The 17,129-nt window shown below is 71.6% G+C and carries 14 protein-coding genes; 5 read left to right on the forward strand and 9 right to left on the reverse strand.

Annotation, left to right across the window (positions count from 1 at the left end):
- Positions 1-55 precede the first annotated feature (55 nt).
- The 5 genes from ACFWY9_RS21465 to ACFWY9_RS21485 form a co-directional block, all read right to left on the reverse strand.
- A complete protein-coding gene (locus ACFWY9_RS21465; RefSeq protein ID WP_378339731.1) occupies positions 56-1,807 on the reverse strand; it encodes an aminotransferase class V-fold PLP-dependent enzyme in 1,752 nt (583 codons plus the stop codon).
- Positions 1,804-2,574, reverse strand: coding sequence for an amino acid ABC transporter ATP-binding protein (locus ACFWY9_RS21470; RefSeq protein ID WP_378339732.1), 771 nt, complete (start codon positions 2,572-2,574; stop codon positions 1,804-1,806). Before ACFWY9_RS21470 ends, ACFWY9_RS21465 begins: the two co-directional genes overlap by 4 nt.
- Positions 2,567-3,466, reverse strand: coding sequence for an amino acid ABC transporter permease (locus tag ACFWY9_RS21475; protein WP_378339734.1), 900 nt, complete (start codon positions 3,464-3,466; stop codon positions 2,567-2,569). The genes ACFWY9_RS21470 and ACFWY9_RS21475 overlap by 8 nt, the downstream gene beginning before the upstream one ends.
- Positions 3,453-4,427, reverse strand: a complete 975-nt coding sequence (locus tag ACFWY9_RS21480; RefSeq protein ID WP_378339736.1) for an ABC transporter substrate-binding protein — start codon at positions 4,425-4,427, stop codon at positions 3,453-3,455. Before ACFWY9_RS21480 ends, ACFWY9_RS21475 begins: the two co-directional genes overlap by 14 nt.
- A gap of 158 nt (positions 4,428-4,585) precedes the next feature.
- On the reverse strand, positions 4,586-5,800 hold the full coding sequence (locus ACFWY9_RS21485; RefSeq protein ID WP_378339737.1) for a glycosyl hydrolase family 8: 1,215 nt from the start codon (positions 5,798-5,800) through the stop codon (positions 4,586-4,588).
- Between the two features lie 154 nt (positions 5,801-5,954).
- Between ACFWY9_RS21485 and ACFWY9_RS21490 the strand changes: the two genes are divergently transcribed.
- Positions 5,955-6,356 carry a TIGR03618 family F420-dependent PPOX class oxidoreductase gene (locus tag ACFWY9_RS21490; RefSeq protein ID WP_378339739.1) on the forward strand — a complete coding sequence of 134 codons (402 nt, stop codon included), beginning with the start codon at positions 5,955-5,957 and terminating at the stop codon, positions 6,354-6,356.
- Here ACFWY9_RS21490 and ACFWY9_RS21495 read toward each other — a convergent pair.
- The 3 genes from ACFWY9_RS21495 to ACFWY9_RS21505 all read right to left on the reverse strand — a co-directional run bounded on the left by ACFWY9_RS21495 (position 6,353) and on the right by ACFWY9_RS21505 (position 10,527).
- The gene (locus tag ACFWY9_RS21495) at positions 6,353-7,549 is read right to left on the reverse strand and encodes a GTPase (protein ID WP_378339741.1); all 1,197 of its coding nucleotides are present in this window, start codon (positions 7,547-7,549) and stop codon (positions 6,353-6,355) included. The genes ACFWY9_RS21490 and ACFWY9_RS21495 overlap by 4 nt on opposite strands.
- The gene (locus tag ACFWY9_RS21500) at positions 7,546-9,324 is read right to left on the reverse strand and encodes an isoniazid inducible protein IniA (protein ID WP_378322810.1); all 1,779 of its coding nucleotides are present in this window, start codon (positions 9,322-9,324) and stop codon (positions 7,546-7,548) included. The genes ACFWY9_RS21495 and ACFWY9_RS21500 overlap by 4 nt, the downstream gene beginning before the upstream one ends.
- 108 nt (positions 9,325-9,432) lie before the next feature.
- Positions 9,433-10,527 (reverse strand): IniB N-terminal domain-containing protein, encoded by a 1,095-nt coding sequence (locus ACFWY9_RS21505; RefSeq protein WP_378322812.1) that lies wholly within the window; start codon positions 10,525-10,527, stop codon positions 9,433-9,435.
- A 300-nt stretch (positions 10,528-10,827) separates the two neighbouring features.
- On the opposite strand from ACFWY9_RS21505, the gene ACFWY9_RS21510 reads away from it, so the two are divergent.
- Together ACFWY9_RS21510 and ACFWY9_RS21515 are read left to right on the forward strand one after the other, a co-directional pair.
- Complete coding sequence (locus ACFWY9_RS21510) at positions 10,828-11,952, forward strand: molecular chaperone DnaK (RefSeq protein WP_378339743.1); 1,125 nt, start codon at positions 10,828-10,830, stop codon at positions 11,950-11,952.
- Entirely contained in the window at positions 11,949-14,375 is a 2,427-nt protein-coding gene (locus ACFWY9_RS21515; RefSeq protein ID WP_378339745.1) for a LuxR C-terminal-related transcriptional regulator, read from the forward strand. The genes ACFWY9_RS21510 and ACFWY9_RS21515 overlap by 4 nt, the downstream gene beginning before the upstream one ends.
- A 23-nt stretch (positions 14,376-14,398) precedes the next feature.
- On the opposite strand, the gene ACFWY9_RS21520 is transcribed toward ACFWY9_RS21515, so the two are convergent.
- Positions 14,399-15,019 (reverse strand): pentapeptide repeat-containing protein, encoded by a 621-nt coding sequence (locus ACFWY9_RS21520; protein ID WP_378322815.1) that lies wholly within the window; start codon positions 15,017-15,019, stop codon positions 14,399-14,401.
- Positions 15,020-15,090: 71 nt separating this feature from the next.
- Here ACFWY9_RS21520 and ACFWY9_RS21525 point away from each other — a divergent pair, with 71 nt between their 5' ends.
- Both ACFWY9_RS21525 and ACFWY9_RS21530 read left to right on the forward strand, forming a co-directional pair.
- The gene (locus ACFWY9_RS21525; protein WP_378322816.1) at positions 15,091-16,032 is read left to right on the forward strand and encodes an ornithine cyclodeaminase family protein; all 942 of its coding nucleotides are present in this window, start codon (positions 15,091-15,093) and stop codon (positions 16,030-16,032) included.
- Positions 16,033-16,245: 213 nt separating this feature from the next.
- A complete protein-coding gene (locus tag ACFWY9_RS21530) occupies positions 16,246-17,076 on the forward strand; it encodes a hypothetical protein (protein ID WP_378322817.1) in 831 nt (276 codons plus the stop codon).
- Positions 17,077-17,129 lie beyond the last annotated feature (53 nt).

Here is a 17,129-nt window from a genome sequence, read left to right on the forward strand (position 1 = left end):
CCCTGGCGGTAGTCTCGCTCGCGACACCCCGCCACCCCCCCCCCCCCCCTTCAGCTCACGTGCCCCGGGTTTCGTTGAGGTAGTTGTAGATCGTGTACCGGGTCACGTCGAGCTGCCCGGCCAAGTGGTCGACCGCGTCCTTGATGAGGAAGAACCCCGCCTCGTCCAGCTCACGGACCACCGCGGCCTTGTGCTGTTTCTTCATCAGCTCCACCGGGATCCCGGCCTTGCCGACCGCGCGTTCGACGAGGTACCGCTGGAGGCTGTCCACGTCCGGCGGGAAGGTTTCCCGCTGCGGCGTCTCGGTTCCCTCCGCGCCGGTGAGTTCGCTGTTGACGCACAGGCAGCCGATCGCGACGCCCTCGGCGTCCCGCAGGAACAGCGTCGACGAGCGGATCGCGCGGCCGTCCGGTCCGTGGGTGCGGTAGTTCGTCAGATCCTGTGTCGTGCCACGACGGACGAGGCCCAGCAGCAGATCGGTCATCGGCCCGCCGACGGTCCGGCCGGTCAGTTCCCCGGCGATCGCGATGATCGAGTCCGGCAGCCTGCTCAGGTCGTGCAGCAGCACCTCGTTGCCCGGCCCGAGCATCGCGGCGAGGCCGTGCACGGCGGGGATCAGGGCGGTGAGCAGCTCCGGCGACGCGGGAGCCTCCCCCGGCGCGGCGGGGACGGCGTTCGGCACGAACGTCCGAACAGGACGGTGGAGCCGGTCGAGGGACGACCGCAGCAGTTCCGCGGCCGCCGCCGGGGTCGAGGCATGCGGCGAGAGACGGACGTGGTCGGGACGCACCGTCGCGGCGATGCCGTCCGCCGACAGCGCGGCGCCGACCTGCTCGGCCGGATGGCCCGGCAGGCTGAACGCGAAGATGCCCGCGCGGCGCTCGGTGGCCGAAACGATTTCGGCGCCGAAGGACTTCGCCACGTCCTCCAGTTCCCCGACCCGTTCAGCGATGCGCGCGGCGATCGCGCCGACCCCGGCCTCCTCGACCAGTTCCAACGCGGCGGCGAACGCGCCCGACGTCACCGGGCTGAGGTTGCTGATCGACCACGCCGCCGCCATCGGGTCGGCGGCGTGGATCTCGTCGTCGAACAGGCCCGGGTCCCGTGCCCCGGTCCAGCCGGACAGCACCGGATCCATGCGCTCCAGCGCGCGGTCCGACAGCACCGCGAACCCGGTTCCCCAGCCCGCGCGCAGCCACTTCTGCCCACCGACGACGAGGACGTCCGCGACCTCCCACGGTGCCTCGGTGACACCGAAGCCCTGGATGCCGTCCACCACCAGCAACCGATCGCCGACTACGTCGCGCAACGCGGCGAGGTCGGCGCGATAGCCCGTGCGGAAGTCGACCGCGCTGACCGACACCATCGACGTCTCCTGCGTCAGTTCGGCGGCGACGGCCTCGGGAGTGACGTAACCCCGCGGCGGACGCATCCGCCGCACGGTGAGGCGACCGGCCTGCTCGGCCCGCGCCCATGGGTAGGTGTTCGCCGGGAACTCCCCCGCGGACACCAGCGCCTCGCCGCCGGGCGCGTTGAACGCCGCCTGGAACAGGCCGAGGCTGGTGTGCGGCAGCAGCACGGTGTGGTCGGTGTCGGTGTCGCTGCCGCACAACCGCGCCGCGGCCGCCTTGGCGCGGATCTCCTGCCGCATCAGCTCGTCCACAGTGGACGGACCGGCTGTCGTCGTCTGGTCGAGCAGGCGCGCGGTGGTGTCCAGCACGGCGTGCGAGGGCGGGCCGAAGCGCGCGAAGTCGAGATATCCCGCGGGCTCGTCGAACTGCAGCAGGTACCGGGGCGAGATCCTCATGACGCGAGCACCCGGGCCAGGAACTGCCGGGTGCGCTCGTGTTTCGGCGCGCTCAGCACCTCGCCCGGCGGACCGGTCTCCACCACGGCGCCGTCGGCCATGAAGACCACTTCGTCGGCGGCTTCGGCGGCGAAGCCCATCTCGTGTGTCACGACCACCATCGTCATCCCCTCCGCGGCCAGCGTGTTCATCACCGCCAGCACCTCCCCGACCAGCTCCGGATCCAGCGCCGACGTCGGCTCGTCGAACAACATCAGCTTCGGCTTCATCGCCAGCGACCGCGCGATCGCCACCCGCTGTTGCTGCCCGCCGGACAGCTGCGCCGGGTACGCGTCCGCGCGATGTGCGAGGCCGACGCGCTCCAGCAGCTCCAACGCTTCGGCCCGCGCGGCGTCCGGATCGGTGCCGCGTACCCGGATCGGGCCCTCGACGACGTTGTCCAGCACGGTCCGGTGCGCGAACAGGTTGAACCGCTGGAACACCATCCCGATGTCGCGCCGCTGCCGGGCGACGTCGCGTTCCTTGAGTTCGTACAGTTTCCCGTCGCGCAGCCGGAAGCCGATCGGCTCGCCGTCGACCCAGATCTGCCCGGCGTCGATGGTCTCCAGATGGTTGATGCAGCGCAGGAACGTGCTCTTGCCCGCGCCGGACGGCCCGAGCAGGCAGACGACCTGTCCTTTATGGACTTCCAGATCGATGCCCTTGAGCACCTCGGTATGCCCGAAGGACTTGCGGACGCCGACAGCGCGCAGCAGTGGCTCAGACACGGGACCCCCTCGTCAGCGGCGCGCCCTTCAACGCTTTCGCCGCGCGCGCCATCGGCCCTCGATCGGAGGCGTCGAAGGCGCGTTCCAGATAGTGCTGGCCGACCCCGGCGACGGTGACCACGACCATGTACCAGATCGCGGCGGCGAGCAGCGTTTCCATCACCAGCAGGTTGTTCGAGGAGATGTTGTTGGCCGCGTGGATCAGCTCGGTCACCCCGATCACCGACGCCATCGACGTCCCCTTGAGCATGTTGATGAAGTCGTTGCCGGTCGGCGGGATGATGACCCGCATCGCCTGCGGCAGCACGACGCGGCGCAGCGTCGCGCCCGGCGTCATGCCGATCGACTTCGCCGCCTCGGTCTGTCCACTGTCGACACTGTTCAGCCCGGCGCGGACGATTTCGGCCATATACGCGCTTTCGTTGAGCGCGAGGCCGAGCAGCGCGGCGGTGAACGCGCTGATCAGTACGTTCGTCTGCTCGTGGAGCAGGTAGCCGCCGAAGGGCAGCGGGATCGAGATCGTCGGGAAGATCAGCGCGAGGTTGTACCAGATCAGGATCTGCAGCAGCACCGGAAGACCGCGGAAAAGCCAGATGTAGCCCGCGGCGAACCAGCGTGCGACCGGATTGGTGCTGCGGCGCAGCAACGCGATCACGATGCCGATGACGATCGCCGCCGCCTGCGCGATCACCGCGAGCACCACGGTGTTGAGCAGGCCGACGGCCATCACCCGGTACCACAGGAAGTCCGGGACCTGGTCCCAGGCGATCTGCGCGTTGCCGAGCGCGATCCCGAGCAGGACCAGCAGCGCGAGAATGACGACCGCGCTGACCCAGCGGCCCCAGTGCCGGAGCCGGACGATCGGCAGCGGTGCGTCGTCAGCTCCCGCCATTGATCCGCACCTCCTTGACCGCGCCCTGCTCGACGCCCCACGCCTGGAGGATCTTGCCGTACGTGCCGTCGGTCACCAGCGCCTGCAACGCCTTCTGGACGGCGTCGGTCAGCGGCTTGTTCTGCTTGTTGACGCCGAGGCCGTAGGGTCCGCCGTTGATCGGCTCGCCGGGGACGACCTCGAAGAACTTGCCCTCGCCCGCGGTGCGGGAGATGTAGACGGCGCTGGGCAGGTCGTTGAGGATCGCGGCGACGCGGCGGGTGCGCAGCTGGTTCTGGTTCTGCGTGTCGCTGTCGGTCGCGGTGACGGTGATCGCCTGCTTGCCCGCCGCGGTGCACTTCCCGCTCTGCTCGGTGGCGAACTTCTGGTGGCTGGTGCCCTGCACGAGCGCGACGTTCTTGCCGCACAAGGTGTCCGGCCCGGTGATGCCCTCGGGGTTGCCCTTGGCGACCATGATCGTGATGCCCGAGGAGAAGTAGTCGACGAAGTCGATCTGCTCCTGGCGGGCCTTGGTGTCGTTCATCGCGGCCATGGTCAGGTCGACGCGGCCGGACTGGAGGCTGGTGATGAGCGAGCCGAACGCCATGTCCTGGTGCGTGACCGTGACACCGAGCTTGGCCGCGATCGCCTTGGCGAGGTCGACCTCGTAGCCGATCGGGGTCTTGCCGTCGGCGGAGTAGAAGTTGTTGGGCGCGGACTGGATGTTCGAGGCCAGGTTCAGCACGCCGGCCTGCTTGACGTTCGCGGGAAGCGCTTCCTTCAGCGCGGGGTCCGGCTTCACCGCGGCGAGGAGCGCGGCGTTGTCGGGGATCGCCGACGGGGCCGCCGCGGCCTGGGACTTGCCGCCCGCACCGTCCGGTCCGCCTCCGCAGGCGGCAGCGCCCAACGAGACCAGCGCGATCAGCCCGCCCAGTGCGGCGACACGCCAGGGACGGGTACGGGACGAGGGGACCGGCGGCATGACGACCTCCAAGGTGGGGCGCTCGGATGGAGGCACGCTACAACTCGTTGTTGAAGCCGTCAACGTCGTGTTGAAAGATACTGAGGGGGACTTTCGCCGCATGCGATGCGAGGAAAGTCCCCCTCAGCGCGTCTCGTGCGAGGAAAGTCCCCTTCAGCTCAGGCCGCGACGTAGTTGCCGGAGAGGATGAGCAGGACCTGCACGGTGATCCCGGTGCCGTAGTAGTCCTTGTTGTCCGGCGCGAACGACGTGAGCTGGGTGAACAGCTTGTCCAGCCAGGCCTGAGAGGCCGGGTCGGCCATCGCCGCGACGGCGAACGACGCGGTGAAGCACGGGTGCTGGCCGCTTTCGGTCTTCGAGCCGGACAGCGAGTAGCCGGTGGTGATCTTGGCCGGGTCACCGCCGGTCGCCTGCTTGATCCAGGCGTTCATCTTCCGCACCTGGCCGGCCGCCGCACTGCCCGCCGCCGTGATCGCGTCGGCGCCGAGGCGCCACGGGTCCCGGCAGGCGTTCCAGCTGTACTTGCCGTCGTTCGGGCCCTCCAGGAAGTTCGCCCCGGCGGGTTTCGGCGTCGAGTTGGTGTTGACCACGAAGTCCGGCAGCAGCCCGGTGTTCGGGGCGTTGTTCTGCTGCAGCGTCGAGACAGCGCTTTCATGCTTGGCGCGGATGGTGTTCCACTCGCTGTCGCCGGTCGCCTTGGCGAACGCGCGGAAGTGACCCGGCATCCAGTCCGAGGACCGGGAGCTGTTGATGTACTTGCCATCGGTGGCCCAGTCGCCGAGGCGCATGTACTTCGTGCTCGGGTTGACTTCGCTCTTCTTGATCGCGTTGATGATCCGGACAGCCTCGGCCTTGTAGTTCACCGAACCGCCGCTGCCCCACTTCTTGTCGGCGACGAGCAGGCCGTAGGCGATCTCCAGATCGCCGTCGGTGGCCGAGTCGCTCCCGTTGACGCTCTTGCAGTTGGCGTCCTGTTCGGCGGCGTGCAAATCCTTGTTGTTGACCGAAGGATGCGCTTTCACGAACTTCAGGATGCCGTCGACGATGCCGCGCGCCTGCGGGTCCTTCTCCGCCATCATGGCCGCGATGCTCAGACCGTAGCCCTGCCCCTCGGCGACGAAGGCGTGGTCGGCGTCGGGCGCGAGCACCGCGTACGTGCCGCTGCCGCATTTGGTGGTGAGGAAGTGCTGCTTCCAGAACGAGTAGTACTTCTGTAGCGCCTGATCCTGCACCTCCTGCGAAGCGGACGGCCGCAGAGTGCCTGGCACGTAAGGAGTTCCACCCGAGGGCGCCGCGACGGCCTGAGTCGGTATGCCCAGCAGGCCCACCGCGAACGCGGCCACCGCCGCCAGTGCCCGGACAGGTCTCTTCATCGTTCCTCCGTAGGACTTCGTCGGCTGCGGCGGCGATGCGTCCGAGGTTGACAGAAAGGTCAAGAGAACGTCAAGACTGTTAGGAAACTTTCTTTACGATTAACCTGTGCCACACCCTCCGGGCCGCTACCCCGAACGGGCTAGCGTTGCGGCCATGACGATCGACCTCACCGGGCATGGCCCGGACTTCGCGCGGTTCTGGACCGAACGGCGGCTGGCCACGCTGAGCACGGTCCGGCCCGACGGCACCCCGCACGTCGTCGCGGTCGGGGTGACCGTCGATTTCGCGGCCGGGATCGCGCGCGTGATCACGTCCGGCTCGTCACGCAAGGCCCGGCTGGTGCGCGCGGCGGGCGCGGACGGCGCGGCCGTGGCGGTGTGCCAGTTCGAGGGCCGCCACTGGTCCACTTTGGAGGGACGAGCGGTGCTGCGCGAGGACGCCGACGCGGTGCGGGACGCGGAAAACCGTTACACGGCAAGGTATCGGCAGCCGCGAGTGAACCCGGGCCGGGTCGTCATCGAAATCGCGGTGACCCGCGTACTCGGCAACGCCTAAGCGAACATCCTGGCGAGCACGCCCTCAGCGCTGCGCACGACGACGTGGGCTGCCGCGCGATCGGCACGCGGCCGGTCCGGGCGTTCCGCCTCGTGGCGCCACCGCCGGATCGCGTCCAGCCCCGCGGCGTGGACGTCGGCCGGGTGCACCTCCGGCGGGAGCCCGAGCCGTTCGCCCGCCGAGGTGCCCTGCGCGCCGAGCAGCCGGACGGCTTCCTCGGCGGCTTCCCCGGTCAGCGCCGTCCGCCCGCCGCGGATGTCGGCGATGAGCCGCAGCTCGCGGAAGTCGTGACACGCGGCGGCGAACCGTTCGACGCGGGCCGCGAGCCGGTCGGTGTGCGGGCGGGGTTCTCCGCGCAGCAAGGATTCCAGGTACAGCACGGCGGTACGCGCCTTGAGCACCTCGGCACGAGCGACGAAACAGCTCGCGATCGTGTCCCGCAGCTCGCCGAGGCCACTGCGGCGGACGAGTTCCGCGGACAGCCGCATCCTGCTGTCGCAGCCGGTCCGGATGAGGGTCGCGGCGAGCCGGACGCCGTAGAGCCCGAAGCGGGTCAGCAGCGCACGCCGGGTCTCGGCGGGCAGCCCCACCGGGAACGGGTCCGCGATGAACGCGTCCACCGACAGCAGATGCCGGTCCAGTTCGGCCCTCGGCACGGCACCCAGCGCCGCGAGGAGGTCGAACTCGTCGTCACGCAGGGCGCGCCCCGCGTAGGCGAGCTGCCCGGCGACCGCGATCACGCCCTGGAACCCGCTGCACTGCGGGTCTTCGCGCCACGCCCGCCTGGCGAGCTGTTTCGCGTTCAGCAACGCGTCGATCCGGCCCGCACCGACCTCGTCGGCCCGTGCCAGCACGAGGATCGTGTTCACCGCGCTCTGCCGCGCGAAAGCCGAACCTCCGTCCGGCCGCGCGGCGGCCAGCTCGTCCGGTTCGAGATGGCGGATCAGCCGCACGGTCGCGTCGGTCGGCGTCGCGGGATCGTCGAGCAGGGTGACCTCGCGCAGCGCGCGGGTCGGCCATTCGCCGAGTGCGGCGGCCAGCGTCGACTTCCCGGCACCCGCCGGACCGGTGAAGCCGACGCGCAGCGGTTCGTCCCAGCTGTCCAAAAAGGAGCGAAGCGGCCCCGCCGCGCGCGGATTGTCGTGGTACAGCGCGGCCGCGTCGGCGAGCAGGGCACGGACGTCTTCCGTCACGCCGGTAGCTCCCGCGGCATCCGACCGGCGAGCAGGCCCAGTTCCCCTGCCCGCTTGTGCAGGGCGGCGAGCCGGTCGATCTCCCGCCGCAGCGCCGCGGACCGGCGTTCCCGCTCGGCCGAACCCGCGATGATCGTCTCGCGTTCGGCGGTGAGTTCCTCGGAAAGTTCCTCGGCCAGTTCGGTGAAGTGATCGCGCAGCCGCCGCTGCACCAGCCGGATCGCGTCGCGGGATTCCTTGGAAAACCGCAGGAAGACGTCGTCGACGTGGCGTTGCGCGGCCGCCTTCGCGGCGGCCTGGCGGCGCTGCAGCCGCATCCCGCCCTCGTCGTGGATGGTCTTGGCGGCGAACGCGGCACCGGCACCGATGGACACCGGGTTGATCAGCGGCATCCCGGCAAGACTGGTGACCAGGCCGAACATCAGCACCCCACCGTACGAACCACGCAGCCCGGTGAACGCTTTCTGGCCGATCTTGAACCGCTCGATCCGTGGCGAGCCGACGTCCCCGATCGTCGACGCGCCGGAGTCCTCCAGACGGAGTTCCGGCAGTTCGCGTTCGTACCGGGTACCGAAGACCGCGGCGACGGCCTGCGCGATCCACTCCGCACGCGCGGCCATCCAGCCGTAGTTGGTCTCGACCGCGTCGGCGAGGGTTTCGTCCAGCCAGGCGGCGAAATCCGGCCAGACCTTCGCCGGGTCGCCCTCGTCGAAGGTGCGGTCGATGTGCTGCACGATCTTCCTGGTGCGTTCCCGCAGGTCGTATTCGGCGTCGGCGCTCAGGTCGGCGATCTCGTCGGCGAGCAGGTTCTGCCACTTCAGGTTCTGTTTGCGCAGCTCGTCGCCGCGGCGCTGCGCGCGGTTGAGCAACGTGGTCGGGTCGACCCCGGCGTCCTGGCCGGCGGCCTCGGCCCGCGTGCGCAGGGTGTCGACGAGTTCCGCCGCCGCGGCCCGCACACCGACCGCCGCGAGCAGCGCCATCGACTGCTCGGCACCGCGCGTGCTCTGCTCCGCGATCCACGCCAGCAACGCGGGAAACCCGGACTGCGCGTTGAGTTCCACGTCACCCGCCTTCGCGGCGGCCTGGCGGACCACGGCGGAAACGGGCAGGACCGGCGCGTCGATCCCGGCCTCGGCGAGCGCGGCGCGGTCGCGTTCGGCCACCGCGCGCCAGCCGGGGCAGACATCGATCTTGGTCAGCGCCAGCACGACGTGCGGACACCAGGTCCGGACGTGCCGGGCCAGCGCGAGTTCCGCGGCGGTGAGCGGTGCGGTGGCGTCGGAAACGAGCAGCACCGCGTGCGCGTCGGCGAGGACGTCGAGCGCGGCCGCGGTGCGCGGGGACTGCGGGTCGCCGACAGCGGGAGTGTCGATCAGCACGAGTCCCGCCGACAGCAGCTCGCGCGGGACGCCGACCTCGACGCGGCGCAGCGTCCCGGCCGGGCGCGCGCCGAGTTCGCCGGTCAGCCGCTCGACGGCGACCGGGATCCGTTCCCGGGCCTGGCCGACGAGCGTGGCCCCGGGTTCGGGGGCGTAGCCGATCTCGGTCGGCACCGAGGGGGTGGCCGCGTCGCCGACCGCGCAGACCGGCGCGTTCAGCACCGCGTTGAGCAGATAACCCTTGCCCTGCTTGGGAAAACCGAGCACGGCCAGCCGCGTGCGGCCGGGATCGGCGTCACGTCTTCTGCGCAGCCGTTCGGCGAGATCCGCGCGGCCGTGGGCACGACAGGCGGCCAAGGTCTCGTCGAGGACCTCGAGCCAGGCGGGGACGGTCACGACGAAGGAGTGTCCCCCCTCCCGGATCGCGCCGCACAACGGGGACCGGCCCCGCGGCCGGAAGCGAGCCGCGGGGCCGGGGTTCCACGATCGGTGATCGTGGCCGGATCAGAACGAGATGTGCAGGTCGTTGCCCGAGCCGATGTCGCCGGTGTGGACGTTGCCGATGTCGTTGTGCCCGAGGTCGTTGCAGTTGCCGACGTGGGAGACCACATCGTGGACGTCGGAGACGCCCGCACCGTTGCCGATAGCGCCGGTGACGTCACCGACACCGTTGTGCGCGACGCCGACGGCGTTGTGCGCGGCGTCGACACCGTTGTGCGCGGCGTTGGCGATCTGCGAGCCCGCGTTCCCGGCCAGGTCACCGCCGAGGTGCTTGACGTCGAGGTCGCCGGCGTTCGGCAGCCCACCGGTCAGGCCGCCGATGTGACCACCGACACCGCCAAGGGCGCCGGTCACGTCGCCCACGCCCGGGGCGTGCCCGCCGAGGTCGCCGACCGGGTTCGGCAGCTCGCCCGGGACGGGCAGGCCCGCGCCCTGCGTGGCACCGGCCAGGTCGCCACCGACGTGCTGGGCCTGGCCCACGGCGTTGTCGAGGCTGTAGTTGGCCTGACCCACGGCGTTGTTGACGCTGAAGTTGGCCTGACCGACCGGGTTGGAGTCGATGCCGTGCGCGAGGTCACTCGCGTAGCCGAAGGCACCGGTCGGGTTGTGCGCGAGCGCGGTGACACCGGCGGCGGCGTTGGTGACGTCGGCCTCGCCCGGCAGCTGCGGCAGCGCCGGGGCGTGCAGGCCGAGGTCGGGGGTGCCGGGGACGGCGGGAACGCCGGGCACGGACGGGACGCCGGCCGGGACCGACGGCAGGCCGGGCAGCTCGGCACCCGGCAGCTCCGGCGCGGCGGGCAGGCCGAGACCCGCGGTGAGCGCGTGCAGCTGGGCGATGGCGCCCTGGAGGCCCTCCTGCGGGACGTCGGCGCGCTCGGTGAGGTCACCGAACTGCGGGACACCGCCGAGGCCGTTCGGGTTGTCGACCGGGACGTAGTCGAGCACCAGCGGGATGACCTCGTGCACGTCGGCGGCGCTGACGTCGCCGAGCCCGGCGGCGGCGAGCGCCTGCTGCGGGTCGGAGCCGAACGCCTGCAGCGCGGCCGGGTTCGAGAGCAGGTTGAGGGTGAAGTCGTGCAAGGTCTGCACGGAGCTCATGAGGAATTCTCCTGTGGGGAAGGTCCGATGGGACGGGGACGGCGAGGACCGTCGCTGGTCTCCGCGTGTCGATCAAACTAGGGAAGACCGGCCCCGGGGCACATCGGGGATTACTCCGAGTCGTCGCTCAGTCAGCCAATAGGGGATCGGTATGACATCGTTAGGGAGTTAGGGGCTCATCCGAGACGCGTCCCGTTGGGTTAAATCCACTCCCAGCTTGCTTGAGTGACCCGAACGGGTGAGGATTTCCGAGCCCTAGGGGATTTCCCGCCGGGCCGCGCGACGAAGGAGGAGGTGCCGGTGTCCTACGTCCTCGGCATCGACGTCGCCCCCACCAGGACCCACGCCGCCACCCGCACCCGGGCGGGTGAGGGCTGGGGACCGCCGGAGCCGCTGTGGCTCGGCGAGCAGGCCCCCTCGGCCGCCTCCGCGCTGTTCCTCGACGACGAGGGATACCTGCTGACCGGAGACGCCGCCGCGCACGCCGGTGCCGAAATCCCGTCCCGGCTGCTGACCGGATTCCATCAGCGGATCGGCGACGAAGTGCCGATCATCGTTGAAGGTGAACGATTTTCACCCCAGTCGCTGAGCGGCGTGCTCGTCGAGGGCATCGTCGAGCACGCGGCCGACCTGTTCGGCGAAGCCCCGGGCCAAGTCGTGCTGACCCACCCGGCGGGCTGGGGCGGCTACCGGCGCGAGCTGCTGCGCCGGGAGCTGACCACGGCAGGGATCACCGCGGTGACCCTGGTACCGGGCCCGATCGCCGCGCTGCACGCCCATCTGCCCGCGCCGGGCCCTGCCGACACCGCGGCCGCGGTGTGCGAATACGGCCCGGACGGGGTGACCGTGACGCTCGCGACCGCTTCCGGCGCGAGCGGCTGGCGGCAGGTGACCACGGCCGAAGGCGTCGCGCCCGCCGCCGCCGTGAGCACCGTCTTCGCGCTCGCCCACACCGCGTCGGTTCCGCCGAAAGCCTTGGCGGGCCTCGTGTTCTGCGGCGCGATCACGCCCGGTTCGCTCCCGGGACGGCTGCCCTGCCCGGTGTTCGCGGGTCCCCACCCGGAACTCACCACCGCGCTCGGCGCGAGCGCGGTGACCACCAGCGCCCCGGCGCGGCGGGCGGCAGCCGCTGTCGAAACCACGCTGCTCCCCCAGCCCGGCCTCGCGCCCGAGGTCAGCGAACGACCGGCCCGTCCGCCGGTCGAGATCACGCCGTTCGCGCTGCCCGAACGCCGCGGTCCGGGCAAGCTCTTCGGCAAACGACGTCCGCTGGCCGCCGCGGCCGCCGTCCTCACACTCACCGCGTCGATCCTGACGATCACGCTGACCACGCGTGAGGCGACCGCGGGCGGCCACCCCCACCCCGCTCCCCCGACCTCCTGCGCCCGGCCCGGCGCGGGCGCATCCGCTGAGGGTCACTGTTGAACGCACTGCTGGCGACTTCCGGCACCGAGCTCGTCCATCCCGCCGCCCAGCGGCTGCTGGCCGACGTCTCGGCCGACCCCGCCGATCCGTTGCGCCTCACCGTCGTCGCCCCTGGCGGCTACGGCAAAACCACGCTGCTCGACGCGCTCGACGCGTGTTATCGCGCGGCGGGAATCGACGCGGTGCTCGTCGACAACGCCGACCGGCTCGGCGAAGCGGAACTCGACCGGCTGACCGCGCTCGCGGACCGGACGGACGCGCCGATCGTGCTGGCCCATCGGCCACGGCCGCGGGCGGCACTGCGCCTGCTCGGCGAGACGTTCGGCAGGCGGACCCCCGGCCTGCGGCTGTCCCCGCTCGGAGTGCAGGAAGTGGGGCGGCTGTGGGAAAAAACCACCGGCGACGCAGCGGACCCCGCCGCGGTGCGCGAGGTGCACGCCAGGACCGGCGGGGTGCCCCGGCTCGTCGTCCGCGCGCTCACCGCCAGGCTGGCCGAGTTCCGCGGTGAACTGGCCGAACTGGACGACGACGTGCTGCGGTATCTCATCGCGGCCGAGGCGGGCGCGGGCCGGAACCTCGACCTGCTGAGCGTGCTGCTCGGCCGCACCCCGGACCGGCTGCCCGAGGTCGTCGACGGGGCACGGGCGACCGGGCTGCTCGGTACCGACGACGTGCTGCTCCCCCTGGCCGCGGACGCGATCCGCGCGTTCAGCCCACCGGCCCGGCGGCTCACCGCGCTGCAGCGGCTCGTCGACCTGCAGCTCGCCAGGGGACTGCCGGTGCTCGACCTCGCCCGGTCGCTGCTCGACGCCGGCGGGGCCGGGGCGAGCGCGGCCGCGGCCTTCGCGGCCGCCGCGCGGGAAGCGCTCCCCGCCGACGCGAAACTGGCGGCACGTTTCGCCGAAGCGGCGGCGGAAGCCGGAGCCCGCGGCCCCGAGCTGACCGCGGGCTGGGCCCGCGCCGCGGCGCTTTCCGGTGATCTCGACACGGCTTTGCGCCTCGGCGACAGCATGCTCGGCGGCGAAGACGCCGACACACGCGCGGCGGGCGCGGAAATCGCCGCGACGGTACTGGCCCATCGCGGGGAACTCGCCCGCAGCGCCGAGCTCTACCACTGGGCGGGCCGCGGCGACGCGGACGCCTTCGCGGCGATCGCGCTCGTCGGCACCGGCGACCTCGACGGCGCGAACCGCCTGCTCGACTCGCCCGCCCCCGGTGTCGTGCCGACCCTGTTCGCGGGCGCCGCCACCCGCATGGCGCAGGGGATCGCCGAATCGGTGTCGCCGGGTGGCGCCGCCGAAACCCGTGCCGCGGAAGCACTGTCCACCCTGGTGGGCGCGGCGACGATGCTCGAACCGGCAGGCGGCGGGCTCGCCCTGCCGGACAGTCCCGCCGCGCTGGCCGCGCTCGCCGGACTGCACTCCGGTGAGCTGGCGCTGGCCGAGTCGGTGCTGACCCGGGCGCTGGCGAACCGGATCGGCGGCGAACTGCTGGCCACCCGGCACCGGCTGCTGCTCGGCTGGGTCGCGATGACCGCGGGGGATCTGGCCACCGCCGCCGAACACCGCGACGCGGTCACGCGTCTCGGCCGCCCCCTCGAAGCGCGGGACGAGCTGTTCTTCGCGACGCTCGACCTCGGGCTCGCCCGGCGCGCCAGCGATCTCGTCGGGCTGCAGCACGCGTGGGAACGCGCCTACCAGGCCTCGATGCGGCAGCAGGCGGACCTGTTTACCCTGCTGCCGCTGGGAGAACTCGCCATCGCGGCCGCCAGGGCCGGCGCCCACGCCAAGCTGGCCCGCCAGCTCGACCGCGCGCACGCGTTGCTGGCCCGGCTCGACGACCCTCCATTGTGGACGGTCTCACTGGCCTGGCACGAACTGCACGCCGCCATCACGCTGGAGGACTCCGCCGCCGCGGAAACCCACCTGGCCACGCTGACCCGGCACGCGGACCACGGCCGGTACCCCGCCACGATGGCGCGGGCGGCACGGGGCTGGCTCGCGGTGCTCGGCGGCGCCGTCGAACCCGGCGAGGTCTCGGCGGCCGCCGCGGAACTGCACGAGCTCGGCCTGTGCTGGGACGCCGCCCGGCTGGCGGGCCAGGCCGCGATCCGCACCTCCGACCGCAAGGCGATGGTCCACCTGCTCGAAGCGGCCCGGCAGTTCCAGGGCAGCACCGCGCGCCGCGAGACCGGCACACCCGAACCGGCCGGGACGACCGGCCTGAGCGCGCTGAGCGAACGCGAACTGCAGGTGGCGCGCCTCGTCGTCGACGGGCTGACCTACAAGCAGGCGGGCAGCAAGCTCTTCATCTCCGGGAAGACCGTCGAGCACCACATGGCCCGCATCCGCGGCAAGCTCGGTGCCGGGGACCGCCGCGAGCTGCTCGCCATCCTGCGCGAACTGCTCGCCCAGCACCCCTGACCCAGCACCTTTGACCCCGCGGCCTACGCCCGCACCCGAAGCCCCATCGACGTCATCAGCACCGTCGCCTGCTCCGGCGAGATGATCGCCTCGGCCAGCTCGACGTTGAACGGGTCGAACGCCGACAGGTCGCTGCCCCGCAGATCGGCACGGCCGAACTTGGCGCTGTGCAGCTGGGCCGCCGAAAGGTCGACATCGGCGAACACCGCGTCCACACAGTTCGCCGCGGTGAGATCCGCCTCCCGGAGCCGCACCTGGTGGAACCGCGCACCACGCAGATCGGCACCGGGCAGCCCGGCGAACGACCAGTCCCCGCCGGTGACCCGCAGCGGCCTCAGCGAGCACTCGGTGAACACGCTGCCGACGAGCTTGCACCCGACGAACTCCGCGTCGAACAGGTTGCAGCGCTTGAAGGTGCAGCCGGTGAACGCCGAATCGGTGTGCCGCGACGAGTTGAACCGCACGTTGCCGAACACGCAGTCGGTGAACACGACACCCCGCGTGGTCGCCTCGGTGAGGTCGACCTCGTGGAACTGGCACCGGACGAACGTCCGCCCGGTGAGCTCCTCGGCATACCAGTCCTCCCGCTGGAAGACGGTGTCCTCAGTGGTCTCTCGCTGGGACTCGGGCTGGGCATCAGACATGGCTTCTCCGCACGCCCCACGCTAACCTCTGCCACCGACATTCCGGCCACGCACGATCCCGAAGGAGTGCGATGCCCGCCCGGTTCAGCGCCGACGAGGTCCGCGCCGCGGTACCGATGCCCGCCGCCGTGGACTCCGTCCGCGACGCGTTCCTCGACCTCGCCGACGACTGCTTCGTCCAGCCACAGCGGCTGGCCTTCGGTGGCGAGGCCGGGACGGGCACCGTGCTGGTCATGAGCGCGTACCACCGGCCGACCGGTGCGGCCACGGTGAAGACGACCAGTGTCGTTCCCGGCCGGGACCCGCTGATCCAGAGCACGCTCGTGTGGACCACCGCGGAGCGCCAGCTCGTCGCCGAGGCAGCCTCCATCACGACCCTGCGCACCGGCGCGGCCAGCGGCGTCGCGACCGACCTGCTCGCACCCCGCGACGCCTCCCGGCTCACCCTGATCGGCGCCGGTGCCCAGGCGGCCGACCAGGTCCGTGCCGTGGCCGCCGTCCGGGACCTCCGCGCGCTGACCGTGTTCAGCCGCGGCACCGGCCGGGCCCACGCTCTCCTGGCCGAGCTGACCGCCGAGTTCCCCGGGCTCATCACCCGGGTGGCCACCAGCGCCGACGACGCCGTCGCCGATGCCGAGATCGTCTGCTGTGCCACCTCGAGCGACACGCCCGTCCTCGCCACCGCCGCACTTCCGGAACGCGTCCACGTCAACGCGATCGGCTCGTTCCGGCCCTCGATGCGGGAGCTGCCCGCCGACCTGCTCGCGACCGCGTCGGCCGTGGTCGTCGACCAGCTCGACGCGTGCCTCGATGAATCCGGCGAGATCCGGCACGCCGTCGGTACCGGACTCCTCGATCGCGCCGCGATCCTGGAACTGGGCTCCGCGTTGCGCACCCCGCCTGGCACGGGCGGACGCACCGTGTTCAAGTCCGTCGGTGTCGCCGCACAGGACTGGGCCATCGCCCGCCTGCTCGACCCGGCCTTCGCCGTGTCACCGCCCGTTCACGGATAGCCGCTTTCTCCCGTCAACCGTTCTCCCTCCGTTACGAAGATCTCTTCCTTCGGGTGACACCCCTCTCACCCACGTACCAGGGGAAACGCCGCCTGCCCGCAACGTTCCACCTGGTCACCGCGGCCGTCTCCGCCGCGCCCGCCGGAGACCACCCACGCCCCATCCCGTACCCCGCCGCTCCCGGAGGCGACGTGTTTCGGCAACACTGGTCCGATGAGCGAGGGGCGATGGTTCGACAGCTGGGTGCCCTGGCCGGAGCTCTCCGGCCTGGCCGCGGCCGGTCGCTCCCTGCTGCCCAACGTCCCGGCGACCCCGGCCGCGCTCGCCCGCACCGTGACCGAGCAGCTCATCGGGCGCAGGCTCACCGCCAAGGTCGGTGACCGCGAGGTCGGCCTGACCCTGACCGCACTCGACTACCCCGCCGACTCGCTCAAGCTCGCGACCGGCCGCGTCGGCGACGTGCGCATCGTCGCCGAGGATGTCGACTGGCCGGAACCCGGTGACGGCACCGGCGACACCGACGACCGGATCCCGCTGCGCCGGGTCACGGTGCTGGCCCGCGACGTGAAGCTACGGTCGCTCCCCTCCCCCGCGGCCATCCCCGCCGGGGTGGAGCTGCGGATAGCCGTCGCCGCCGACGTCGTTCGGCGACGCGTCGCCGAACATCGCCCGGGAATCGTGGCGACCCCGGCCGAAGACGGTCTCCTGCACGTGCGGTGGGCGCGGCGGCCGCACTGGGGCCACCTGACCCTGGACTCCACTGTGGACGATTCGGCGGTCGTGCTGACCCCGCGCTCGCTCCACATCGGACGGTGGAAGTTCCGCCCACCCCAACGGTTCCAGCCCATCCGGCTGCCGCTGCCCGAACTGCCGCCGGGGATCCGGCTGACCGCGGTCGAACCACGGCACGACGAACTCGTCCTGCACACCGTCGCCGACGAGTGGCCGGAACGGCTCTCCCGGATTCCGCTCTCCGACCTGCTGAGCTGGCTGACCACCGCGGCTCTGACCTTGACCCTGCCGAAATTGGGCGCACGCCCCTGACACCTCCCCTTGCCACGCGGGTCGTGTGACCCACACCACGACCATACTCGAAC

Origin of the sequence: Amycolatopsis sp. NPDC059027 (assembly GCF_042739735.1) — a bacterium.
Taxonomy (GTDB): Bacteria; Actinomycetota; Actinomycetes; order Mycobacteriales; family Pseudonocardiaceae; genus Amycolatopsis.

Bases quoted from the DNA above. Each gene is read 5' to 3' on its own strand.
- ACFWY9_RS21465 (WP_378339731.1), bottom strand. From the start codon at position 1,807: ATGAGGATCTCGCCCCGGTACCTGCTGCAGTTCGACGAGCCCGCGGGA.
- ACFWY9_RS21475 (WP_378339734.1), bottom strand. From the start codon at position 3,466: ATGGCGGGAGCTGACGACGCACCGCTGCCGATCGTCCGGCTCCGGCAC.
- ACFWY9_RS21480 (WP_378339736.1), bottom strand. From the start codon at position 4,427: ATGCCGCCGGTCCCCTCGTCCCGTACCCGTCCCTGGCGTGTCGCCGCA.
- ACFWY9_RS21485 (WP_378339737.1), bottom strand. From the start codon at position 5,800: ATGAAGAGACCTGTCCGGGCACTGGCGGCGGTGGCCGCGTTCGCGGTG.
- ACFWY9_RS21490 (WP_378339739.1), top strand. From the start codon at position 5,955: ATGACGATCGACCTCACCGGGCATGGCCCGGACTTCGCGCGGTTCTGG.
- ACFWY9_RS21505 (WP_378322812.1), bottom strand. From the start codon at position 10,527: ATGAGCTCCGTGCAGACCTTGCACGACTTCACCCTCAACCTGCTCTCG.
- ACFWY9_RS21520 (WP_378322815.1), bottom strand. From the start codon at position 15,019: ATGTCTGATGCCCAGCCCGAGTCCCAGCGAGAGACCACTGAGGACACC.
- ACFWY9_RS21525 (WP_378322816.1), top strand. From the start codon at position 15,091: ATGCCCGCCCGGTTCAGCGCCGACGAGGTCCGCGCCGCGGTACCGATG.
- ACFWY9_RS21530 (WP_378322817.1), top strand. From the start codon at position 16,246: ATGAGCGAGGGGCGATGGTTCGACAGCTGGGTGCCCTGGCCGGAGCTC.